The 21,948-nt window shown below is 62.2% G+C and carries 21 protein-coding genes; 18 read left to right on the top strand and 3 right to left on the bottom strand.

All coding sequences use genetic code 11. The annotated features are described in order from the left end of the window. Positions 1-191 (top strand): hypothetical protein (locus WMO66_RS06360; RefSeq protein WP_349135554.1); only part of this gene is annotated, 191 nt, incomplete at its 5' end. Here WMO66_RS06360 and rpe read toward each other — a convergent pair. Further along, on the bottom strand, positions 140-790 hold the full coding sequence (rpe, locus tag WMO66_RS06365) for a ribulose-phosphate 3-epimerase (protein ID WP_349135555.1): 651 nt from the start codon (positions 788-790) through the stop codon (positions 140-142). The two genes, WMO66_RS06360 and rpe, sit on opposite strands and share 52 nt — an antisense overlap. A 157-nt stretch (positions 791-947) precedes the next feature. Here rpe and WMO66_RS06370 point away from each other — a divergent pair, with 157 nt between their 5' ends. From WMO66_RS06370 to xerD, 3 genes are all read left to right on the top strand, one after another. Then, on the top strand, positions 948-1,118 hold the full coding sequence (locus tag WMO66_RS06370; protein WP_349135556.1) for a DUF1540 domain-containing protein: 171 nt from the start codon (positions 948-950) through the stop codon (positions 1,116-1,118). 97 nt (positions 1,119-1,215) lie between these two features. Continuing rightward, positions 1,216-1,611: a TIGR04086 family membrane protein gene (locus WMO66_RS06375; protein ID WP_349135557.1), complete on the top strand. Its 396-nt coding sequence runs from the start codon at positions 1,216-1,218 to the stop codon at positions 1,609-1,611. Positions 1,612-1,942: 331 nt separating this feature from the next. After that, positions 1,943-2,827 carry a site-specific tyrosine recombinase XerD gene (xerD, locus tag WMO66_RS06380; RefSeq protein ID WP_349135558.1) on the top strand — a complete coding sequence of 295 codons (885 nt, stop codon included), beginning with the start codon at positions 1,943-1,945 and terminating at the stop codon, positions 2,825-2,827. 124 nt (positions 2,828-2,951) lie between these two features. Here xerD and dapA read toward each other — a convergent pair whose 3' ends face one another. Then, positions 2,952-3,833: a 4-hydroxy-tetrahydrodipicolinate synthase gene (dapA, locus tag WMO66_RS06385; protein ID WP_349135559.1), complete on the bottom strand. Its 882-nt coding sequence runs from the start codon at positions 3,831-3,833 to the stop codon at positions 2,952-2,954. Positions 3,834-3,954: 121 nt separating this feature from the next. On the opposite strand from dapA, the gene smc reads away from it, so the two are divergent. The 11 genes from smc (at position 3,955) to WMO66_RS06440 (ending at position 17,385) form a co-directional block, all read left to right on the top strand. Further along, complete coding sequence (gene smc / locus WMO66_RS06390) at positions 3,955-7,536, top strand: chromosome segregation protein SMC (protein WP_349135560.1); 3,582 nt, start codon at positions 3,955-3,957, stop codon at positions 7,534-7,536. Further along, a complete protein-coding gene (gene ftsY / locus WMO66_RS06395; RefSeq protein WP_349135561.1) occupies positions 7,537-8,442 on the top strand; it encodes a signal recognition particle-docking protein FtsY in 906 nt (301 codons plus the stop codon). Positions 8,443-8,455: 13 nt separating this feature from the next. Beyond that, positions 8,456-9,067 (top strand): RdgB/HAM1 family non-canonical purine NTP pyrophosphatase, encoded by a 612-nt coding sequence (gene rdgB / locus WMO66_RS06400; RefSeq protein WP_349135562.1) that lies wholly within the window; start codon positions 8,456-8,458, stop codon positions 9,065-9,067. Continuing rightward, positions 9,061-9,507, top strand: coding sequence for a YhbY family RNA-binding protein (locus WMO66_RS06405; RefSeq protein WP_349135563.1), 447 nt, complete (start codon positions 9,061-9,063; stop codon positions 9,505-9,507). Before rdgB ends, WMO66_RS06405 begins: the two co-directional genes overlap by 7 nt. Before the next feature lie 30 nt (positions 9,508-9,537). Next, positions 9,538-10,731: a nicotinate (nicotinamide) nucleotide adenylyltransferase gene (nadD, locus tag WMO66_RS06410; protein ID WP_349135565.1), complete on the top strand. Its 1,194-nt coding sequence runs from the start codon at positions 9,538-9,540 to the stop codon at positions 10,729-10,731. After that, a complete protein-coding gene (locus WMO66_RS06415; RefSeq protein ID WP_349135567.1) occupies positions 10,728-12,479 on the top strand; it encodes an LCP family glycopolymer transferase in 1,752 nt (583 codons plus the stop codon). Before nadD ends, WMO66_RS06415 begins: the two co-directional genes overlap by 4 nt. 13 nt (positions 12,480-12,492) lie before the next feature. Next, positions 12,493-12,849 (top strand): ribosome silencing factor, encoded by a 357-nt coding sequence (gene rsfS, locus WMO66_RS06420; RefSeq protein WP_349135568.1) that lies wholly within the window; start codon positions 12,493-12,495, stop codon positions 12,847-12,849. 12 nt (positions 12,850-12,861) lie between these two features. After that, the gene (leuS, locus tag WMO66_RS06425) at positions 12,862-15,273 is read left to right on the top strand and encodes a leucine--tRNA ligase (protein WP_349135569.1); all 2,412 of its coding nucleotides are present in this window, start codon (positions 12,862-12,864) and stop codon (positions 15,271-15,273) included. A 158-nt stretch (positions 15,274-15,431) separates the two neighbouring features. Continuing rightward, the gene (gene rpsU / locus WMO66_RS06430) at positions 15,432-15,614 is read left to right on the top strand and encodes a 30S ribosomal protein S21 (protein WP_349135570.1); all 183 of its coding nucleotides are present in this window, start codon (positions 15,432-15,434) and stop codon (positions 15,612-15,614) included. A 139-nt stretch (positions 15,615-15,753) separates the two neighbouring features. After that, positions 15,754-15,891, top strand: coding sequence for a hypothetical protein (locus WMO66_RS06435; protein WP_349135571.1), 138 nt, complete (start codon positions 15,754-15,756; stop codon positions 15,889-15,891). A gap of 123 nt (positions 15,892-16,014) precedes the next feature. Further along, positions 16,015-17,385, top strand: coding sequence for an LCP family protein (locus WMO66_RS06440; RefSeq protein WP_349135572.1), 1,371 nt, complete (start codon positions 16,015-16,017; stop codon positions 17,383-17,385). 112 nt (positions 17,386-17,497) lie between these two features. Here WMO66_RS06440 and WMO66_RS06445 read toward each other — a convergent pair whose 3' ends face one another. Then, complete coding sequence (locus WMO66_RS06445; protein ID WP_349135573.1) at positions 17,498-17,755, bottom strand: TIGR03905 family TSCPD domain-containing protein; 258 nt, start codon at positions 17,753-17,755, stop codon at positions 17,498-17,500. Positions 17,756-17,878: 123 nt separating this feature from the next. On the opposite strand from WMO66_RS06445, the gene WMO66_RS06450 reads away from it, so the two are divergent. From WMO66_RS06450 to WMO66_RS06460, 3 genes are all read left to right on the top strand, one after another. Next, a complete protein-coding gene (locus WMO66_RS06450) occupies positions 17,879-18,556 on the top strand; it encodes a ClpP family protease (protein WP_349135574.1) in 678 nt (225 codons plus the stop codon). Positions 18,557-18,681: 125 nt separating this feature from the next. Next, positions 18,682-19,509, top strand: coding sequence for an undecaprenyl-diphosphate phosphatase (locus tag WMO66_RS06455; RefSeq protein ID WP_349135575.1), 828 nt, complete (start codon positions 18,682-18,684; stop codon positions 19,507-19,509). 13 nt (positions 19,510-19,522) lie between these two features. Beyond that, positions 19,523-21,948, top strand: a 2,426-nt coding sequence (locus WMO66_RS06460) for an FtsK/SpoIIIE family DNA translocase (RefSeq protein WP_349135576.1), incomplete at its 3' end; no start/stop codon positions are given.

Raw genomic sequence — 21,948 nt, forward strand, 5'->3', positions numbered from 1 at the left:
CTCCGACGTACACGCCGCCGGAGAAAATGATTTCCATTTTCTTTGCGCTTGCGAGCGCAAACTCTGCGAGGCTTTTTGCACAAACTGAGGAAACCCTGACGATTTCCTTTGCCTTCGGCCGGGAGGCTTTTATGCTGCGTCAGGCCTTTACCGCGCGGACAAAGGCTGCGGGGTCGGCGGCCTTGAAATAGGCGCTGCCCGCGACGAGGACGTTCGCGCCGTTATCGCGGCAGATCTTTGCCGTCTCCACATTGACGCCGCCGTCAACCTCCAGCTCGCAGGCTGGGTTCTGCTCGTCGATCCACTGGCGGAGCTGATGCAGCTTCGGCATGGTACTGTGCAGGAACGACTGTCCGCCAAAGCCCGGCTCGACTGTCATCACAAGGATGAGATCGCACAGCGGCAGGAACGGCAGCACGGCCTCTGCAGGGGTGTTCGGCTTGACGGAAATGGCAGCGCGCACACCGTTTTCCCGGATGCGGCGCAGGGCCTCGAGCGTGTTTTCCTGCGTGTCGGCCTCAACATGGAGCGTGAGGATGCTGCTTCCGGCCTTACAGAACGCGTCAACATAGCGGATGGGCCGCTCGATCATCAGATGGACATCCAGCGGCAGGGGGGCGATGCGCGAAATGGCAGCGACGACCGGGATGCCGATGGTGATATTCGGAACAAACATGCCGTCCATGACGTCGACGTGGACATAATCGGCTCCTGCGGCGGGCAGAGAGCGGATATCTCGCTCCAGATTGACAAAATCCGCGGACAAAATGGACGGTGCGACCTTGATCATAGTGTAAATAACCTCCTTGCAGTTCTTCCTGAACCTCTGCTCTTCATTATAGCGAATTTTCCGGGGCTGTCAATTTGAAAATGGATGGAATTTCCATGATTTTTCCCGGCGGAGCGGCGCAAACTAGGCTCGAAATCAAGCAAAGGAGGAACCGTTCATGAGCTGTGATTGCCATGCCAACCATTGCATCCAGTGCTCCGTTACCCAGTGCCGGAACCACTGCAGCGACGAAAACTACTGCTCGCTCGAGCGCATCCAGGTCGGCACCCACGAGTCCGATCCCACGATGAAGCAGTGCACGGACTGCATGTCCTTCGTTCGCAAGTGATCCTTCTGCAAGCCCGCTGCCCGGCAAACCGGACGGCGGGTCTTTTTTTCTGCGTGACGGCATAGGCTGGAACAGAACAATGGGAGAGGGGATCGCCATGGGTGGAAAACAGGGAAGGAAAAAACGGAATTGGCTGCCGCTGCAGCTGGCGGCGGCCATGCCGCTGGCAACGCTGGCGCTGGCCGCATTGGCTGCGCGCCTGATCCTGGGCGGGAAGCTGCCGGAAAGCAGTCTGCCGGTCGCCGCGGGCGTGATCGCGGGGCTGGTCGCCTTTCTCGGTGCGCTGATCGCAGCCCTGCACAGCGGACGGCGGAAGCTGCTTTGCGGGCTTGGGGCGGCAGGCGGCTATGCGCTGTTTTTGCTGCTGGGGAACCTGCTGTTCTTCGGCGTACATTACGGGGAAGCACTGCCGGTCCTGCTGCCGCTGGCCGGTGCGGGGCTGCTCGGCGCTCTGCTCGGGGCCGGGCGCCGGAAAAAGCGCCGCTATGCATAAATCGAAAACGGGTAAATGCAGGAGAACTTGCAAATATGCAAAACACAGCATGTGGTGAATATGCAGATAATGAATACAACATCTGGTGGAATATGCAGATGAGCCGCTGAATTACAATGTCTCCGTTGCATTGGTTAACATAATATTGTTAACATAATTCTTGAGCATAATATACAAAGTTTTCCTCTCCGGGCCGGAAAGGATTGAAATCCGGGAAAATATGCGCTATTATATTCTACACTACCAGAAATGTTTGCAGAACGCTCCGGTTGCCTCCTGTATGCGCCGGGCCGCTGCGGCATAGTTTTTTGCTGGCGAGAGGGAACGCAAGATGGGGAAGCTCGTGGCTGCATATGAATCCTACCTTATGAATATCAGGCACGCATCGGACAATACGGTCGCTTCCTATCTGCGCGATGTGCGGCAATTCACCACCTATCTGGAGCAGACGGACGGCCCTGCGCTGGAGGCGTGCACGCAGGAGACGGTCTGTGCCTATGTGCGCCATCTGACGAGCATCGGCAAGTCGCCCGCAACGGTCTCCCGGTGTGTGGCGTCGCTCAAGAGCTTCTATGGCTACTGCGTCTCCACCGGCGCGGTCGCGCAGTCTCCTGTGCACGATATCCCGCAGCAGAAGGCGGAAAAGCGCCTTCCTCAGATTTTAACCGGCCGCGAGGTCGAGCTGCTGCTCGAGCAGCCGAAGTGCACGGATATGAAGGGCTATCGCGACAAGGCCATGCTCGAGACGCTCTATGCCACCGGCATGCGCGTCAGCGAGATGATCGCGCTGAATGTTTCGGACGTCAGTCTGGCGGGCGGCTTTGTCCGCTGCATCGGGAATGGGAAGCCCCGCATCATCCCGATCTACCCGGCGGCCATCCGTGCCCTGACGGCCTATGTGACGGATATCCGGCCGAATATGATCGCCGAGCCGGACGAGCAGGCCCTGTTCGTCAACCTGAACGGCGGCCGCATTTCCAGACAGGGCTTTTGGAAGATCATCAAGCACTATCAGCAGACCGCGCAGATCGACAAGGAGATCACGCCGCATACGCTGCGCCACAGCTTTGCGGCCCATCTGCTCGAAAACGGCGCGGACCTGCATTCCCTGCAGGAGATGCTCGGCCACAGCGATATCTCCTCCACGCAGGTCTATGCGCAGGTCGTGAAAAAGACGCTCAAGAGCGTCTATGAAAAATACCACCCGCGCGCTTAAAGAAAAAGCTTCGGAGCTGGTGAAGTGATATGCTCCCTCTATGAGACGATGAAAGACACCGTCACATAGGGGGAGCATTTTCATGCCGCGCAGGAAGCAGTCCCGGTGCTGCACGGGGATACTCTTATGAGAGGAGCCCATACCCCCGCAGCACTGCCCGCAGGCGGCTGCGGTGCGGCTCCTCCAGCGGCGACAGCGGCAGGCGGAGCGTCCCGCTGCACAGGCCAAGCTCCTCCATGGCGGCCTTGACCGGGATGGGGTTCACGACGCAGAACAGCGCCTCGCACAGCGGCAGCAGCTCCAGCTGGCGGCGCGCGCCTTCGCGGAAATCTCCGGCAAGGCAGGCATCCGTCATGGCAACGACGGCCTCCGGCGCGACGTTCGACACCACGGAGATCACGCCGCTGCCGCCGAGCGCCATGATCGCGGCCGTCTGGTCGTCGTTGCCGCTCCAAACCGGTAGACCGCACCGGCCCAGCAGCTGTGCGGCTCGGCTGATGCTGCCGCAGGCTTCCTTGATGCCTGCAATATGCGGATGGCGGGCGAGCGCCCGCACCGTCTCCGGCAGGAGGTCGACGCCGGTGCGCGACGGAACATTATAGAGCACGAGCGGCAGGGGAGACGCGTCCGCGATCGCGGTATAGTGCGCAAGCAGGCCTGCTTGTGTCCCTTTATTATAGTAGGGCGTGACGGCCAGCAGCGCATCCGCGCCGTTCTGTGCCGCAAGCTCTGCATTCTCCACGGAACCGGCCGTGCAGTTCGTCCCGACGCCCATGATAACGGGACAATGGCCGCAGGCAGCCTGCTTTGCGCGGCGCAGGAGTGTCAGCCTCTCGTCCTGCGTCAGGGTCGCAGCCTCGCCGGTCGTGCCGCAGACAACGAGCGCCGCGATCCCGGCATCCAGCTGCCGCTCAAGCAGGCGGTCCCATGCCGGAAGATCGATGCTCCCGTCCGGCCGGAACGGGGTGAGGAGCGCCGTGGCGGCGCCCCGAAAGATCGGCAGCATTCCGATCACCTCCGCGTCATCCTATGCCGCACCGCCTGCAGGGGTGAAATCCCGGTCTTGCAATTTTCGGGGCGCAATGGTATAATCAGACATTGAAATACAATAGGAGCAATCTGTCCATATGTATCTGAAACAGCTAGTCATTCAGGGCTTCAAATCCTTCCCGGACAAGACGGTCGTGGGATTTGGCCATGATATCACCGCCATCGTCGGGCCGAACGGCAGCGGAAAATCCAATATCTCAGATGCCATCCGCTGGGTCATGGGCGAGCAGAATTCCCGCTCGCTGCGCGGCCAGAAGATGGAGGATGTCATTTTCGGCGGCACGGAGAAGCGCGCCCCCGTCGGCTTTGCCGAAGCGACGCTCGTGCTGGACAACAGCGACCGCGCCCTGCATTATGACGCCGACGAGCTGATGGTCACACGCCGGTATTACCGCTCCGGCGAGAGCGAATACTACATCAACAAGCAGAGCGTGCGTCTGCGTGATGTCAACGAGCTGTTCATGGATACCGGTCTCGGCCGCGACGGCTATTCCAACATCAGCCAGGGACGCATCGACGAAATTCTGTCCCTCAAGAGCACGGACCGCCGCGAAATTTTCGAGGAGGCTGCCGGTATCTCGAAATACCGCCACCGCAAGGAGGAAACGGAGCGCCGCCTCGCCACGACGCAGGACAATCTGACCCGCATCGGCGACAAGATCTCGGAGCTGGAGCTGCAGGTCGGCCCGCTGCGCGATCAGGCGGAAAAGGCAAAGCGCTACCTGACCTACCGTGAGGAGCTCAAGGGCCTTGAGGTCGCGCTGTGGCTGCAGTCGCTCGAGCGCCTGAGCGCCACGGCGCGCAAGGCCGAGGAGGACTATCATTCCGCCGCCTTCATCCTGCAGCAGGAGCACGACGCGCTGGACAAGCTGTATGTCACATCGGAATCCCTGACGTTCGACCTCCACAACCGCGACCTGCAGACGGATCAGATCCGTGATGCGATCCGGCAGGCGGAGGCCGCCTCGCAGGAGCAGCGCAGCCGGATCGCCGTGCTGGAGACGAACCGCGGCAACGCGCAGAGCAACCTGAAGCGCGTGCAGCACGAGCTGGAGGATCAGGACAGCCGCAGCGGCAGCATCTCCGCGCAGATCGAAGCACTGGAGCAGCGCATGGGCGAGATCGACACGCAGACCGCCGCGCTGGCCGAAAAGCAGAAGCAGGCCGAGGAGGAGGGCCGCAGACTGGCGGACTCCGCCGACGGCATGACAAAGCGCTATCTCACCCTGCGCGATCTGCAGGGCCGGAAGCGCGAGGAGCTCTCCGCTCGCGGCGCGGACCTGACCGCCGTGGAAGAGAGTCTTGCCCAGAGCACGGAGCGGCAGACCCAGCTGGCACAGGATCTGCAGGCGGCGCAGAGCCGCTGTGCAGAGGCACAGCGCGCGCTCGAGACCGCACAGAAGCAGCTCTCCAAAGCGCAGGCCGATATCACGGCCGCGCAGAACCGCATCAACGGCTACCGTTTGCGCAGCCGCACCCGAGCGGAGCGGAGCGAGGCCCTGCAGAAGCAGGCCACGGACGCCGGTGTCCGGCTCGACACGGTCAGCTCCCGCCTGAAGCTCTTTCAGGAGATGGAGCGTGAGCTGGAGGGCTATTCCCGCGCTGTCCGCACCGTCATGCAGGAGAGCCGACGCGGCAAGCTCCGCGGCATCCATGGCGCGGTGTCCATGCTGCTGCGCACACAGGACAGCTACACCGTTGCCATCGAGGTCGCGCTCGGCAGCGCCATGCAGAATATCGTCGTGGAGGACGAGGGCTGCGCCAAGGCTGCCATCCAATATCTGAAACGCTCGGACAACGGCCGCGCCACGTTCCTGCCGCTGTCTGTCATCCACGGCCGGCCGCTGAACGAGAGCGGCATCGAGCGCTGCGCCGGTTTCTGCGGCGTAGCCTCCGACCTTGTCTCGTGTGAGCCGCGCTATCGCGAGATCATCCTGAATCTGCTCGGCCGCACGGTCGTGGCGCAGGACCTTGACGCGGCCATTTCCATTGCCAACCAATTCGGCCACCGCTTCCGCATCGTCACACTGGACGGGCAGGTCCTGAATGCAGGCGGCTCCATGACGGGCGGCTCCGTCTCCCGCAGTGCGGGTATCCTGTCGCGCGCCAACGAGATCGAGCGTCTGCAGGCCCAGCAGAAGGAGGCCGCCGCCGCGCTGGACAAGCTCCGCGGAGAGCAGAAGGAAGCGCAGCGCCTGCTGGAGCAGGCGAATTATGACCTGACGAACGCGGAGACGGACCTCCGCACGGCCGAAGACGCCGCTCTGCGCCTGCAGGGCGAGGAAAAGCAGCACCACGTTCTTGTGCAGGCCCTGACGGACGCGATCACCGGCTCGCAGCGCGAGCAGGAGCTGCTCGAAAAGCGGATCGGCGCCGACAGCGGCCGCCGCGCGGCGCTGCAGAAGGCCGTTGCCGACCTGCAGAAGGCACTGGAGGAGGCTGAGCAGGAGCTTTCCGTCGTTTCGGACGGCCAGAGCGTTGCTTCGGAGCAGAGCAGCCGCCTTTCGGAGTGCCTGACGGCGCTGCGCATGGAGGCGGCCAGACTGGAGGCCGAGCGTACCACGGCGAAGAGCTCCGCCGAGCAGCTGCGCGGGCTGGAGCATGCCATGCGCGGCGACCGCGAGCAGAAGCTGCAGCTCATCGACCGCTATACGCAGGAGGCCGCTGAGCTGGAAAAGACGCTGCAGGCCGAGCAGGACAAGCTGGCCGGGCAGGACGCCGCGGCGCAGGCCAGGCAGGAAGAGCTGCAGGCCGCGCTTGCCGAGCGTGCGAAGGTCGAAGCGCGCAAAACGGCCACGGAAAAGGAAGTACAGGAGAAAAACCGCGATATCCTGAACATGGAGCGCGAGAGCGCCCGTCTGGAGTCGCGCAAAAATGCTGCCGAGCTGGAGGAAAAGCAAATTCTCGACCGGCTGTGGGATACCTATGAGCTGACGCGCTCAAGCGCGCCCGCCGCTGCGGCGGAGCTGGAGAGCACGGCTGCCGGAACGAAGCGCGCCGCGGAGCTCCGCAGGAAGATCTCCGGCCTCGGCACGCCGAACCTCGGCGCCATCGACGAATTTGCCCGCGTGAACGAGCGGTATGAATACCTCTGCGGCCAGCGCGACGACGTGCTGACGTCCAAGCGCGACCTCGAGGGCATCATCGGCGATATCACCGGCCAGATGACCGATATTTTCGTCACGGAATTCGGCCGCATCAACACCTATTTCGGCCAGACATTCACGGAGATGTTCGGCGGCGGCAAGGCCTCACTCGAGCTGGAGGACCGCTCGCAGCCGCTGACGTGCGGCATTGAAATTCGTGTGCAGCCGCCCGGCAAGCAGCTCAAGACCATCACGCTGCTGTCCGGCGGTGAGAAGGCCTTTGTCGCAATCGCGCTGTATTTTGCCATTCTGAAGGTGCGGCCGACGCCGTTCTGCATGCTCGACGAGATCGACGCCGCGCTGGACGACCGGAATGTCGAACGCTTCGCGGGCTACCTGCGCGGCTTCAGCGGGAAAACGCAGTTTATCGTCATCACGCACCGCCGCGGCACCATGGAGGCCGCCGACGTGCTCTATGGCGTGACCATGCAGGAGCAGGGCATTTCCCGCATCCTGCATCTGGACCTGAATCAAATGGAGCATCAGCTCGGAATTTCGGAGGAGATCAAGTAAATGGGATTTTTTGAAAAAATCAAAAACGGACTGAAAAAGACGCGCGCCGCCATGGCCAACACGCTCGGCGGTATCTTCGCCTCGTTCAGCGGCGCAAACGAAGAATTTTACGAGGAGCTTGAGGAGAGCATGATCCTCGCCGACATCGGCGTGGAAACGTCCTGCAAGGCCGTCGAGCAGCTCCGCACCGTCGTGAAGGAGCGCAAGCTCCGCACAGCGGAAGAAATTCACGATGCCCTGAAGGATATCCTTGTGGACATGCTGAACGTCGGCGACACGAGCCTGAAGCTCGGCACGCGCCCGTCCGTCGTGCTTGTCATCGGCGTCAACGGCGTCGGCAAGACGACGACCATCGGCAAGCTGGCTCACCGCCTCTCCGGTGAGGGCAAGCGTGTGCTGCTGTGCGCGGCCGATACGTTCCGCGCCGCGGCTGCCGATCAGCTCGAAATTTGGGCCGGACGCGCCAATGTAGACATCGTCCGCCAGCACGAGGGCGCGGACCCCGCCGCCGTGGTGTTCGACGCCATTTCCGCCGCCAAGGCGCGAGGCAGCGACGTCATCCTGTGCGACACGGCAGGACGCCTGCACAACAAGGCCAACCTGATGAACGAGCTCGGCAAAATTTCCCGCATCATTGACCGCGAGCTGCCGAACGCAGACAAAGAGGTCCTGCTCGTGCTCGACGGCACGACGGGCCAGAACGGCCTGCTGCAGGCCAAGCAGTTCAAGGAGATCGCCGGTGTTACGGCCATCGCCCTGACAAAGCTCGACGGCACGGCCAAGGGCGGCATCGTCATCGCCGTGGCGGACGCGCTGCAGATCCCTGTGAAGCTCATCGGTGTCGGCGAACAGATGGACGACCTGATGCCGTTTGAGCCGCGCGCGTTCGTCGACGCGCTGATTTAAGGAGGTGCCCGACATGAAGGTCGTTATGGCAAGCAACAACGCCCACAAGATCGCCGAGCTGCGCGCGATCCTGTCTGCCTACGGGCTGGACGTCGTCTCGCAGCGTGAGGCGGGTGTGCATGTCGAGCCGGAGGAGACCGGCACAACGTTTGAGGAGAATTCCCGCATCAAGGCTGTGGCTGTGATGCAGGCCTGCGGTCTGCCCGCCGTGGCGGACGACTCCGGCCTGATGGTCGACGCGCTGAACGGGGAGCCGGGCGTTTATTCCGCGCGCTACGGCGGACCGGACTGCATCAGCGATTCCGACCGCATCAACTATCTGCTGAAAAAGCTCGAAAACGTTCCGGAGGGGAAGCGGACGGCAAAATTCGTCAGCGTTATCACCCTCGTCACGCCGGACGGCAAGGAGATCGTCGCGCGCGGCGAGTGTCCGGGACACATCCTGTTCGAGCGCCACGGAAACGGCGGCTTCGGCTATGATCCGGTGTTCTTTGCGGAGGATGCCGGGTGCACGTTCGCAGAACTGGCCCCGGAGCAGAAAAATCAGGTATCCCACCGCGCCCGGGCGCTGCGTGCCTTTGTGGAGAAGGCGTTCGGTACGAAAAAGGAGAAGGAATTATGCTGACCAGCAAACAGCGCGCCGATCTGCGCGCACAGGCAAATGATCTGGACACCACCCTGATGGTGGGCAAGGGCGGCGTGACGGAGAACGTTCTGTCCGAGGCCGCCCGGCAGCTTGAGGCTCGTGAGCTTGTCAAGGGCCGCGTGCTCGAGGCGGCGCTCCTGTCCGCACGCGAGGTCTGCGATGCGCTGTGCGAAGCGCTCGGTGCAGACGGCGTGCAGTGCGTCGGCTCGAAATTCGTGATCTACCGCCGCTCGGAGAAGAAGGCACAGGAGGCCGCACGGCAGGCGCGCGAGCTGAAAAAGCGCAAGTCGAACCCCGTCCGCCGCGGCGCGCAGGAGCGCCGCCGGCAGGCACGCGAGGAGCGCGAGCGCCGCAATGAGTATTTCCGGCAGGCTGCCATTCAGGCCGCCATCGAGCGCCGGAAGAGCCGCGAGGAATAACATAAATCATCGGAAAGGGGAGCGCCGCACATGGCAAATATCGGTATATTCGGCGGGAGCTTCAACCCGCCGCATCGCGGCCATCTGCTGGCTGCAGCGGAGTTCCAGCGCAGACTTGGGCTGGACCGCGTCATTCTGATGCCGGCGGCGCTGCCGCCCCATAAGGCGCTGGCCGCCGGGTCACCGGACGCCCACACGCGTCTGGAGCTGACAAGGCTGGCCGCGCAGGACCTTCCGTTTGCGGAGGTCAGCGATCTGGAGCTGCACCGCAGCGGCGCAAGCTACACGGCCGATACACTCGAGGAGCTGCACCGGCAGTATCCCAACGACCACCTCTGGTTTCTGATGGGGACGGACATGCTGCTGACATTTGCGCAGTGGCATGCGCCGGAGCGCATTGCAAAGCTCGCTTCGCTGGCAGTCGCACATCGCGGAAAGGACGACGGCAGAACGCTTCGGGAAGCGGCGCAGCAGCTGCGCGACCGCTTCGGGGCGGACGTCGTGCTGGTGGAAAATGACTTTCTGCCCTATTCCTCCACCATCGCCCGCGCCATGCTGGCCTTCCGCTGCGGGGAGGACTATCTCGAGCCTGCGGTCTATGACGCCGTCTGCATGCAGGGGCTTTATCACACGCGCAGCGACCTTCGCGGCCTGCCGCTCGATGCGCTGGCCCGCATCGCCCTGCCGCTGCACGACCCGAAGCGCGTGCCGCATGTACTTGGCTGCAGCCATACGGCGGCGGAGCTTGCCGCCCGCTTCGGGGAGGATCCCGGCCCGGCCCGGCGTGCCGGTCTGCTGCACGATGTGACAAAGGCGCTTCCCGGTCCGGAGCAGTTGAAATTATGCGATAAATATGGTATGATGTTGGATACATTCGAACGCAGTCACCCCAAGCTGCTGCACGCCAAGAGCGGCGCGGCGGTCGCGGGGGCGGTGTTCGGGGAATCTGCGGCGGTGCAGTCGGCTATCTGTTGGCACACGACCGGCAGGCCGGACATGACGCTGCTGCAGAAGGTCTTATATCTTGCCGATTACATGGAGCCGAACCGGGATTTCCCCGGTGTGGAACGGCTCCGCGCTCTGGCGGAGCATGATCTGGATGAGGCGGTCCTTCTGGGCCTTGAGATGTCGCTCGATCTGCTGACGGAAACCGGTCAGCCCATTGACGTGAATTCCAGAGCGGCCAGAGATTTTTTGAAAAGCGAAAGGACGAAGTCGGAATGAGGAAACTATTCGGCAACAGCAGCCGCGGCGCTTCCGGCGGGCGCTATGTCGCCGGGAAGCAGGCCGAGCGCCGCAGTGCGCCGGTGCAGCCCGATGTGCAGCGCCCCGAGGCGGATGACGAGGAGATCCCGCTCCTGCGTGATTATGCCAACCGCGAGGCGGCACAGCACCGTGCGGAGACGGAAGAGAATGATATCCCGCTTCTGCAGCAATATCTGAAGCGCCCGCCGCTGTCGCAGGTCATGCCGCAGGAGCGGCATCAGGCTCCGGCGCAGCCGCAGCAAAGACCTGCGCAGCAGGCGCGCCCGGCGGCACAGCAGCCCCAGAGCCGGCCGGCCCCGCAGCCGGCGCAGAGCGTTCCCGCACCCCGTGCGCCGCGTGCCGAAGCGCCGCGGCCCCGCCGGGAGGAAGTCAGAGACGAGGACCTGACGCGTGATCTGCCTCGCACGGATGCCGAAGCGCCGCGCAGCGGCATGAACGGCAAAACGCGCGGCCTGATCCTGCTGCTGGCCTCCATCGCGCTGTTTCTCGGTTCTGTCGCCATGTGTCTGGCGCTGCTCGGCCGCACGACGGCCGTCGCTCCGTCCGGCGGCAATAAAAAGTCCGACGGCGGCACGAGCGTCCGCGTTGAGACGGACGCACAGACTGGCCAGAGCATCGAAATGGATGTGCCGGACGCCTCCGGCCACGAGGGAATCTACAACATCCTGCTTGTTGGCACAGATGGCGACAGCACCCGCACGGATACGCTCCTGATCGCAAATCTCAACACAAAGGAGCACACCGTCAGCCTGATGAGCATCCCGCGCGACACTTATATCACCGGCAATTACGTCATTCCGAAGATCAATTCCGTCTACAGTGCGGCGGGCCAGGGTGACCGCGGTATCCGTGCGCTGACCGATAAGATCCGCGAGACGCTTGCCATTGCAGTCGACGGTTATGTGCTGGTTGATCTGCAGGGCTTTGAAAAGACGATCGACATGGTCGGCGGCGTGGAATTCGATATCCCGACCGACCTGCAGTATGACGATGACGACGAGAACATCCACGTCGACCTGAAGGCGGGACATCAGCTGCTTGACGGTGCACATGCGCTGCAGCTGTGCCGCTACCGCAGCGGTGCTGCCGATATGGACATTGAGCGTGCGGCTACGCAGCAGGAATTCCTGCGAGCGTTGGCACGGAAGCTGGCTTCGTCCGTGACGCTGGCAAAGGTGAAGGACTATGCCGAGCTATTTGCGACCTATGTCCGCACCGACCTGACCGTTGGCAACCTGATCTATCTCGGATCTGAGCTGATGCAGTGCGATTTCAACGCCATGTACACCGTGACCCTGCCCGGCGAGGCCGTGGAGATCAAGGGCGGCGACTATTATCAGCTCGACCCGGACGGCGTGCTGAAGATCCTGAACGAGCACTTCAACCCCACGTCCGAGGAATACGGCAAATATGACATCAACATCCGCCAGAAGACGGATATTCAGCGCGGGGATGGAACCGTGACCCGTGATACCACGGCGACAACGCCGACAAAGAGCACGCAGCCGCGCCAGGAGCCGACAGAGCCCACGCAGGATACGGCGACGGAACCGACGGGAGATCCCACGGAGCCGACGGAGGGCCCAACCGACGAAACGCAGGACCCGACGGAGGGGCCGACCGAGGGCCCGACGGAAGCGCCGACGGAGGCCCCGACTGAGGCACCCACGGAAGCGCCGACCGCTGCGCCGGAGACGGCAGAATAAGGAGGAACACCCCATGTATACACCCAAGGAGCTGGCGCTGCGCGCCGCTAAGGCACTCGACGACCGCAAGGGCCTGAAGATCCGCCTGCTGCAGGTTACGGACGTCACGTCCATTGCTGACTATTTTCTGATCTGTACCGGCACGTCCAACACGCATGTCAAGACGCTGTGCGACAGTGTGGAGGCGGCCGTTTCCGATGAGCTGGGCGAGCCGCTGCTGCACCGGGAGGGCCACCGCGGCGGAACGTGGGTCCTGCTGGACTTCGGCTGCCTCGTCGTGCATGTCTTCACGGAGGAGACGCGCGCCTTCTATGATCTCGAACGCCTGTGGAACGACGCAACGCCGGTTCCCATTGATTTTGCAGAATAAAGAGGGAAAAACATGAAGTACGATTTTACCGCCATCGAGGCCAAATGGCATAAGATCTGGGATGAAAAGCAGCTCTATGCCGCCAGGACCGGCAGCGACGCGAAGAAATTCTATGCTCTGGTCGAATTCCCGTACCCGTCCGGTGCCGGTCTGCACGTCGGCCATGCCCGCCCCTATACGGCCATGGACGTCATCGCGCGCAAGCACCGCATGCAGGGCGAGAACGTGCTGTTCCCCATGGGATACGATGCCTTCGGCCTGCCGACGGAGAACTACGCCATCAAGAACCACATCCATCCTGCCGTCGTGACGAAGAATAACATCGCCACGTTCCGCGGCCAGCTGCAGGCGCTCGGCTACAGCTTCGACTGGGACCGCGAGATCAACACGACGGACCCGAAGTATTTCAAGTGGACGCAGTGGATCTTCCTGCAGCTCTATAAGAACGGCCTTGCCTACAAGGCCAAGATGCCCGTGAACTGGTGCACGTCCTGCAAGTGCGTGCTGGCAAACGAGGAAGTCGTAGAGAACGTCTGTGAGCGCTGCGGCAGCCCGGTCGTCCGCAAGGAAAAGAGTCAGTGGATGCTGCGCATCACGCGCTATGCCCAGCGCCTGCTCGACGATCTGGACGACGTCGACTTTATCGAGCGCGTCAAAATTCAGCAGCGTAACTGGATCGGACGCTCCACCGGCGCGGAGGTCCGCTTCGGCTCGACGTTCGGCGATGAGATCACCGTGTTCACCACCCGCCCGGACACGCTGTTCGGCGCGACGTACATGGTCCTTTCGCCGGAGCATCCGCTGCTCGAGCGCTGGATGGACCGCCTGACGAATGCCGACGAGGTCAAGGCCTATCAGGAGGCAGCCGCCGCGAAGTCCGACTTTGAGCGCACGGAGCTCACGAAGGAGAAGACCGGCGTGCAGCTCGGCGGCGTGAAGGGCATCAACCCCGTGAACGGCAAGGAGATCCCCATCTTCATTTCGGACTATGTCCTCTCCACCTACGGAACCGGTGCGATCATGGCCGTCCCGGCCCATGACGACCGCGACTGGGAATTCGCGAAGAAGTTCGGCTGCGAGATCATCGAGGTCGTCAAGGGCGGCAACGTGCAGGAGGCGGCCTTTACGGACTGCGCCACCGGCGTGATGGTCAATTCCGGCTTCCTTGACGGCATGAGCGTCGCCGACGCCAAGAAGGCCATCACGGAATACCTGACGGAGAAGCACATCGGCGAGGCGAAGGTCAACTTCAAGCTCCGCGACTGGGTCTTCTCCCGCCAGCGTTACTGGGGCGAGCCGATCCCCATCGTCCACTGCCCGAAGTGCGGCACCGTCCCGCTCGATGAGAAGGACCTGCCGCTGGAGCTGCCGGATGTCGAGAGCTACGAGCCGACGGACGACGGTCAGTCTCCGCTTGCCGCCATCACGGACTGGGTCAACACGACCTGCCCCTGCTGCGGCGGCCCAGCCAAGCGTGAAACGGACACCATGCCGCAGTGGGCCGGTTCCTCGTGGTACTATCTGCGCTATATGGATCCGCACAACGACGAGGCCCTTGCTTCGCCGGAGGCTCTGCGCTACTGGAGCCCGGTCGACTGGTACAACGGCGGCATGGAGCACACGACGCTCCATCTGCTCTACAGTCGCTTCTGGCACAAGTTCCTCTATGATATCGGCGTCGTGCCGACGAAGGAACCCTATGCCAAGCGCACGAGCCACGGCATGATCCTCGGCGAGGGCGGCATCAAGATGTCGAAGTCCCGCGGCAATGTCATCAACCCCACGGATGTCATCGCCGAATACGGTGCGGACACCATGCGCACCTATATCATCTTCATCGGCGATTTCGAGAAGGCCGCCTCCTGGTCGACGAACGCCGTGAAGGGCTGCAAGCGCTTTCTCGACAAGGTATGGAATCTGGCCGAGACCGTCACCGATCACGAGACGGCATACTCTACCAAGAACGAGTCCATCCTGCACAAGACGATCCGCAAGGTCACGTCGGACATCGATGCGCTCAAGGGCAACACCGCGCTGGCCGCGCTCATGACGCTGACGTCCACCCTGACGGACAACGGCTGCAACGCTGCCGAGCTCAAAACGCTCCTGCAGCTGCTCAGCCCGTTTGCGCCGCACATCTGCGACGAGATCTGGCAGCAGCACGGCTTCGAGGGCATCTGCTCCGTCTCGGCCTGGCCTGCGTATGACGAGTCGAAGTGCCGCGATGCGGAGATCGACATGGCCGTTCAGGTCAACGGCAAGCTGCGCGGCACGATCCATGTTGCAGCCGACCTCGACGACGAGACCGTCGTTCAGACGGCGCTGGCCGACGAAAAGATCGCCCGCTTCCTCGAGAAGACCGGCGGCGCGCTGCGCAAGAGCATCGTTGTCAAAAACAAGCTGGTCAACCTCATCGTAAAGTGATGGAATCCGGCCGCTCGGCTTGAAATCGGCAAAAGTTTGAAAAAAATTGTAGAGATCGCTTGACTTTTGACTTGCGATTGACTATAATAATTGATGCCGTTATATCGGCCCTGAAAGCATCCCGGATTGAGCCGGATGCACCGGAGGGAGGGAAATCAATGTCTGAAATTCGCGTGAAGGAGAACGAGTCTCTGGAGAGCGCGCTGAAGCGTTTCAAGCGCAGCTGCCAGAAGGATGGCGTTATCGCTGAGGTCAAGAAGCGTGAGCATTACGTCAGCCCGAGCCTCAAGCGGAAGCAGAAGTCCGAAGCTGCTCGTAAGAACAAGCGTCGCGGCTATTGATTCCCGTTTTCTTGCATAGCCAGAGCCGCTGCTGATGCAGCGGCTCTTGTTTTTTGTCCCGCCTCCCGCACTTTTGCGGCCCGCCGTCATAACATGGAATGAGCCGAGTGCTCAGAATCCAAACGGGAGGTTCCTGACTATGAATTGCAATTCCAATTGCTTCGGCGGCAACTGCTGGTGGATCATCATCCTGCTCCTGCTGTTCTGCTGCTGCGGGAATAACGGCGGCTGCGCCAATGCAGCCAACAACAACTGCGGCTGTGGCTGCGGCTGCTGACGCATAGTTCCGGCGGGGGAGAAGGCTTGCCTTCTCCTCCGCTATTTTTTTGTATCGGTACTGGCCTTCTGCCGCTTCCTGTGATATAATGCAGAAAAGTACTTCCCGGAAGGAGCGTGTTTTATGGAGGATCGACCCGTACAGGAGGGCTATCACCGTCCCGCACGAAAGAAAAAGCGCGCGGGCCTGCCTGCCTTTTTCCTGGCCGTCATCGTGCTGGCGCTGTTGGCTGCCGCCCTGCTGCGCATCTGGCTCGGCTACCGCAGCGGCTCGCTTGCCGCAGGAGATATCACGGTGCTGCGCCGCGGCCTGCCGTTCGGCGTGGGAGCCGCCGGACTGGCTGCCGTGCTTGCCGTCGCCGGTCTGCTGCGGAAAAAGCGCCGCCGCGGCTTTGCCGCATGGGGCCTTGCTCTGGCGCTCGTTGCGCTCGTGCTGACAGGCGGACTGCTGTATGCAGACCATTATCTGACCGGCAAAATGACGACGGACGATGATTTCGATTCGCTCTCCGCCAGCGACCTGCACCAGACGGCGACGGAGGCCGACGGCCGCCTGGAACGCGAGGAGCGTTTTTCTGAGGCGTTGTCCGGTCTGGAGGAGCAGTTGGCTGATCTGCCGTCCTTCACGGAGGTCGATCGCTACCTGCTGTCCAATAATGATATCCCGGCCGAGGCACTGGCCAAGCTCGACACGGGCAAGGCCCCGCGCAGCAGCTATCTCAGCAGCGATGCAAGCAAAATTCAGGTGTTCGTGCTGTTCGGCCTCGACGGCGTCGATTCGTCCGACAGCGTCATGCTCGTTGCGCTCGACCGCGTGCATCAGAAGATCAAGCTTATCTCGCTTGCGCGCGATTCCTATGTTTTTATCCCGGAATTCGCCTCATTTTCCAAGCTGGCCTATTCCTACACCTGGGGCGGCGCGGCGATGGCCGTCAAGAATCTGAACTATAACTATTACTTGAACGTGTCGGATTATATTGCCGTGGATTTTGAACAGCTCGCGCAGATCATCGACCGGATCGGCGGCGTGACGGTCAATATCGACGAGGATGAGGCGCGCTATCTTTTCAATTATCCGAACGTCCATGTCGGCGACTGCCTGCTCGACGGGAAAACGGCGGTTTCCTATGCCCGCATCCGCAAGAGCAGCGCCACGGACAGCGACCGCAAGCGCACCGGCCGCCAGCGTGAGGTCATTCTCTCGATCCTCAACACGCTGCAGACCATGCCGCTGTCGCAGTATCCGGGCTTTGTGCGCGACTGCCTCGGTATGTGCGCAACATCGTTCGAGGCTGAGACGCTTCTGACCATGGCCGCTGAGACGCTGGGGCAGAATTACACGGTCGAGCAGTATTTCTTCCCGGAGGGGCAGGTGGAATGGTGGGGCGGGCTCATCAAGGAGTATTTCTACTACGTCTATGACCTGCGCCGTGCAAGTGACCGCATCTACCGCATCATTTACGAAGAGCTGTATATCTCGGGCTACGATGATTGAGTGCAAAGCATGAGGCTAAGCCTGCAGCAGCACATGCGAAAATCCGCATATTTGCCCAATCATTACAGCAGCGGCATGGCCGGACCGGCCATGCCGCTGCTGGTATTTTCTGTTATCCGTTCTGCTGCTCCTTGGCGGCCAGCAGCGCCTTGGCGAGCTGGTCCGGGCAGGACGTGGGCTTCGAGCCGCAGCGGATGCCCTGCAGGCGGGAGATCAGCTCATCGACATCCATGCCCTCTGCCAGCCGGGCGACGCCCTGCGTGTTGCCGCTGCAGCCGCCGATAAAGCGAACATTCGAGACCTTATTGCCGTCCAGCTCCAGCAGGATCTGGCGCGAGCAGACGCCGTGCGGCGTATAAGTAAATTCCATGGTGATTGCTCCTTTGCTTCATTTTAGACTAGTATAACATTTTTTCGTGTTTTTTCAAGCACTTTGAATGATTTGCCTCCCGTTCCACCATACTAAGGAGCAGAAAAAACAGGGAGGACCGGCATGGACGAAACACAGAGCAGGCCGCAGGAGCGGCTGGAGGAGCTTGGCGCGGGGCTGACGCAGACAAAGCGCGGCAATATCTATACCCTGACGATCATCGGGCAGATCGAGGGCCATCAGGCACAGCCAGAGACGATCAAAACAACGAAATATGAGCATGTGCTGCCGCTGCTGGCCACGATCGAGGAGAGCGAGGACATCGATGGCCTGCTGCTCCTGCTCAACACCGTGGGCGGCGACATCGAGGCGGGACTTGCCATTGCGGAGCTGATCGCCGGGATGCGAAAGCCGTCCGTGTCGCTCGTGCTGGGCGGCGGGCACTCCATCGGCATCCCGCTGGCTGTTTCGGCCAAGAAGAGCATGATCGTCCCGACGGCCAGCATGATGATCCACCCTGTGCGCATGAGCGGCGTCGTGGTCGGCGCACCGGCGACCTATCACTATTTTCAGCGTATTCAGGAGCAGATCACGGATTTTGTCACGGCGAATTCCCGCATCACGCGCGAGCAGTTCTCGGACTATATGATGGCGACCGGGCAGATCGCCACGGACGTCGGTACGATCGTCTATGGGCGTGAGGCCGTGGAAAGCGGCCTCATTGACCGCCTGGGCGGCCTGCACGATGCCTTGGAGTGCCTGCACCGGATGATCTCCCGAAAACAGGGGAACAGGGGATAGCAATTCAGACTGTCAAAAACCGGTCCAGCTGAAAGTTTCGGATGGACTTTTTTGACTAGCTGTAGCAATTTTAACATTCCTGTGCTATAATAATCTTCAAAGCAAAATTACAGGAGATTCTTGGTTTGAAGATTTGGGAAGCATTGATCTATGGCCTTGTCGCGGGGCTGACCGGCCTGCTGCCGGTCTCGTTCAGCGGGCATGCGGCCGTGCTGCAGGACGCATTCGCGCTCTCGCCGCTCACGCAGGGCGGGGGACTGTACATCCGGGCGGCCATCACGCTCGGGCTCAGCGCTGCGCTCGTGCTGGCTTTCCCCGGAGAGCTGCAGCTGACCTGCGGGGAGCTTGCGCGCCGCCCGCAGCGCGGAAAACGCGCCCGGCAGCCGTCTCCACGCCGCCGCGCCGTCCTGATGGGCCTGCTTGCTCTCCCGATCGGTCTGCTGAGCCTGATCTGGTGCGCAGCGGCAGAGCGCATCACGCGCCTGTCGCTCATCGCCGCGTTCTTCTGCCTGAACGGCCTTATCCTGTTTGCTGCGGGACGGCCCGGCGGACAGAAGGATGCCCGCGCGCTCATGCTCCCGGATGCGCTGCTGGCAGGCGCGACCCGTCTGGCCGCCGTGCTGCCCGGCCTGTCGCCGCTCGGCCTGACGCTGGCTGTCTGCCGTCTGCGAGACCTGCGGACGGATTTCGCCCTGCGCTTTACGGCGATGCTGACGCTCGGCTTTTCGCTGTGTGAATTCGTCTACCGCCTGCTGCGTGCAGTCGTTGTGGGGGCGTTTTCCGCGTCGCTGTGGCTGCCGATGCTCGTCGCGCTCGTCGCCTCGACCGTGGCCGGATATTTTGCCCTGCAGTATCTCAAATATCTGCTGCACCGGGAAAAGCTGCGTGTTTTTTCCTATTATTGTTGGGATGCAGCCGTTATCGCGCTGATCCTGGCGCTTATCAATGCCTGAACGGAGGGGAATCATGGCAAGGAAATCGCAACCCGTTAAAAAGCCGACTGCAAAGCAGACCGCCGCGCAGAAGCGCCAGACGCAGAACCGCCGCGAGATCTGGGCGCTCGTCTGCATTTTTCTGGCGATCTTTTCCATTATCTGCTGCTTCAACACGACTGCCTTTCTGATCAGGCCGTTCGCCTCGCTTATCGCGGGCCTGTTCGGACAGTCCGGGCGCTACATACTGCCGCTGGCCCTCATCGCCACGGTCGTCATCCTGTTTACGAGCCGCGGCAAGCCGGTGCGCCTGCGCATCGTCAGCGTGTTCACGCTCATTCTGACTGTCTCGGCAGTGTATCATCTCATTCAGGGCGAGGCCCTTGTGTGGGAGTGGAAGGTCGTGCCCGCACTGTTCAAGGGCGGCATTGCCGGAACGACGGGCGGCCTGCTGGGCGGTCTGCTGGCCATGCTGCTGAAGACGGGAATCACCGTCGTCGGCGCGTATATCGTCCTGATCCTTGTGATGCTCGTGCAGATCATCACCATCATGAATATGACGGTCAACAGCATCATCACGGCTATCAAGAACCGCCCGCGCCTGCAGAAGCCCGACGAGGAGCCGGAGCCCGAGCAGGACACGGCCGAACGCATCGTCAACCATGTGGCCAACCGCCATATCGCCCGCGTGGAAAAGCGCCGTGCGGCGGAATTTGACCTGCCCGTGGACGATCCCCCGCTGGAAAAGGCGGAAAAGCGGAAGAAAAAGTCCCGCGTTCCCTCGCCGGATGAATATTTGGAAAAGCAGCAGGAGGAACGCCCGGCTGCGAGACCGGTCTCTGTGACCTGTGACGATGTCCCGGAGGAGCCGCTTCACGCGGCAGAGCATCCCGTGACGGTCGTGCCGGAGGCAGCGCTCCCGGAGGAGCCTGTTCCCGAGCCTGCTTTTGAGCCGGTCCCGGTGCAGGAGCTTCCGGAGGAGCCGGAGGACCGGCCGGAGCCCGCCGCGGAGCAGGAGCCTGCCGCGCCGTGGGACGAAGCGCCCGCGCCGCAGTACAATGAGCCGGCGGTCCGTCCTGCGCCTGCAAAGCAGGAGGACGCAGAGGAACTTGTCATCCCGCAGCCGGAGCAATCCGGGCAGGCGGAGTATGTCTTCCCGCCGGTCTCCCTGCTGACGCCGCGACGCGAGGGCAGCGTGGACGCCACGTCCGAGATGCGCGAGAATTCCCAGCGCCTTGCCGACACGCTCAAGAGCTTCGGCATCGAGCCGCACATCGTCGACGTCATCCGCGGCCCGTCCGTCACGCGCTACGAGCTGGAGCTGGACCGCGGCGTGAAGCTCTCGAAGATCACGAATCTGGCCGACGACATCGCGCTGGCGCTTGGCGCAGCCGGTGTGCGCATTTCGGCCATTCCCGATAAGGTCTCCGTCGTTGGCATTGAGGTGCCGAACAAGATCGTCAACACCGTCTACGCCCGTGAGGTCATCGATTCTCCGGCCTTCCGCAGCAGCAAGTCCAAAATTTCGTTCGCAGTCGGCAAGGATATCAGCGGCAACTGCATCGTCGGCGACATCGCCAAGCTGCCGCACATGCTCATCGCCGGTACGACCGGCTCCGGCAAGTCCGTGTGCATGAACACGCTCATCGTCTCGCTGCTGTATAAGGCCAAGCCGGATGAGGTGCGCCTCATCATGGTCGACCCGAAAATGGTCGAGCTCGGCGTGTATAACGGCATTCCGCAGCTGCTCATCCCGGTCGTCACCGATCCGAAGAAGGCCGCAGGCGCCCTGCAGTGGACCGTAACGGAAATGATGCGCCGCTACCGCCTGATGTCCGAGGAGGGCGTGCGCGACCTCGACTCCTATAACAAAGCCATTGCAGGCGACCCGGAGCGGCAGAAGCTGCCGCAGATCGTCGTTGTGATCGACGAGTTGGCCGACCTCATGCTCGTGGCCGCCAAGGAGGTCGAGGAGTCGATCTGCCGTATCGCGCAGATGGGCCGCGCTTCCGGCATCCACCTCGTCATTGCCACCCAGCGTCCGTCCGCGGACGTCATCACCGGCCTGATGAAGGCCAATATCCCGTCGCGCATTGCCTTTGCGGTCTCGTCCGCCATGGAATCGCGCATCATTCTCGACACGCCGGGCGCGGAAAAGCTCGTCGGCAAGGGCGATATGCTCTTTGCTCCGCTCGGACAGGGCAAGCCGAAGCGCGTGCAGGGCTGCTTCATCTCGGATGAAGAGGTGCAGGCCGTCGTGAATGCGGTCAAGGCCCAGTCGCAGAGCGACTACTCCGCCGAGGTCATGGAGCAGATCGAACGGCGCGCCGAGCAGAGCGGCAAGCCCGACAGCGGCGCAGCCGCGCAGGACACCGGCGAGGGCGACGAGCTGCTTCCGGCGGCGGTCGACGTTATTCTGGAGACGGGGCAGGCCTCCGTTTCGTTCCTGCAGCGCAGGCT

Origin of the sequence: Faecousia intestinalis (assembly GCF_040096185.1) — a bacterium.
Taxonomy (GTDB): Bacteria; Bacillota; Clostridia; order Oscillospirales; family Oscillospiraceae; genus JAZOXB01.

What these genes read in the sequence shown, in the direction of transcription:
- rpe (WP_349135555.1), bottom strand. Translation starts at nt 790, where the DNA reads ATGATCAAGGTCGCACCGTCCATTTTGTCCGCGGATTTTGTCAATCTG.
- WMO66_RS06370 (WP_349135556.1), top strand. Translation starts at nt 948, where the DNA reads ATGAGCTGTGATTGCCATGCCAACCATTGCATCCAGTGCTCCGTTACC.
- WMO66_RS06375 (WP_349135557.1), top strand. Translation starts at nt 1,216, where the DNA reads ATGGGTGGAAAACAGGGAAGGAAAAAACGGAATTGGCTGCCGCTGCAG.
- xerD (WP_349135558.1), top strand. Translation starts at nt 1,943, where the DNA reads ATGGGGAAGCTCGTGGCTGCATATGAATCCTACCTTATGAATATCAGG.
- dapA (WP_349135559.1), bottom strand. Translation starts at nt 3,833, where the DNA reads ATGCTGCCGATCTTTCGGGGCGCCGCCACGGCGCTCCTCACCCCGTTC.
- smc (WP_349135560.1), top strand. Translation starts at nt 3,955, where the DNA reads ATGTATCTGAAACAGCTAGTCATTCAGGGCTTCAAATCCTTCCCGGAC.
- ftsY (WP_349135561.1), top strand. Translation starts at nt 7,537, where the DNA reads ATGGGATTTTTTGAAAAAATCAAAAACGGACTGAAAAAGACGCGCGCC.
- rdgB (WP_349135562.1), top strand. Translation starts at nt 8,456, where the DNA reads ATGAAGGTCGTTATGGCAAGCAACAACGCCCACAAGATCGCCGAGCTG.
- WMO66_RS06405 (WP_349135563.1), top strand. Translation starts at nt 9,061, where the DNA reads ATGCTGACCAGCAAACAGCGCGCCGATCTGCGCGCACAGGCAAATGAT.
- nadD (WP_349135565.1), top strand. Translation starts at nt 9,538, where the DNA reads ATGGCAAATATCGGTATATTCGGCGGGAGCTTCAACCCGCCGCATCGC.
- WMO66_RS06415 (WP_349135567.1), top strand. Translation starts at nt 10,728, where the DNA reads ATGAGGAAACTATTCGGCAACAGCAGCCGCGGCGCTTCCGGCGGGCGC.
- rsfS (WP_349135568.1), top strand. Translation starts at nt 12,493, where the DNA reads ATGTATACACCCAAGGAGCTGGCGCTGCGCGCCGCTAAGGCACTCGAC.
- leuS (WP_349135569.1), top strand. Translation starts at nt 12,862, where the DNA reads ATGAAGTACGATTTTACCGCCATCGAGGCCAAATGGCATAAGATCTGG.
- rpsU (WP_349135570.1), top strand. Translation starts at nt 15,432, where the DNA reads ATGTCTGAAATTCGCGTGAAGGAGAACGAGTCTCTGGAGAGCGCGCTG.
- WMO66_RS06435 (WP_349135571.1), top strand. Translation starts at nt 15,754, where the DNA reads ATGAATTGCAATTCCAATTGCTTCGGCGGCAACTGCTGGTGGATCATC.
- WMO66_RS06440 (WP_349135572.1), top strand. Translation starts at nt 16,015, where the DNA reads ATGGAGGATCGACCCGTACAGGAGGGCTATCACCGTCCCGCACGAAAG.
- WMO66_RS06445 (WP_349135573.1), bottom strand. Translation starts at nt 17,755, where the DNA reads ATGGAATTTACTTATACGCCGCACGGCGTCTGCTCGCGCCAGATCCTG.
- WMO66_RS06450 (WP_349135574.1), top strand. Translation starts at nt 17,879, where the DNA reads ATGGACGAAACACAGAGCAGGCCGCAGGAGCGGCTGGAGGAGCTTGGC.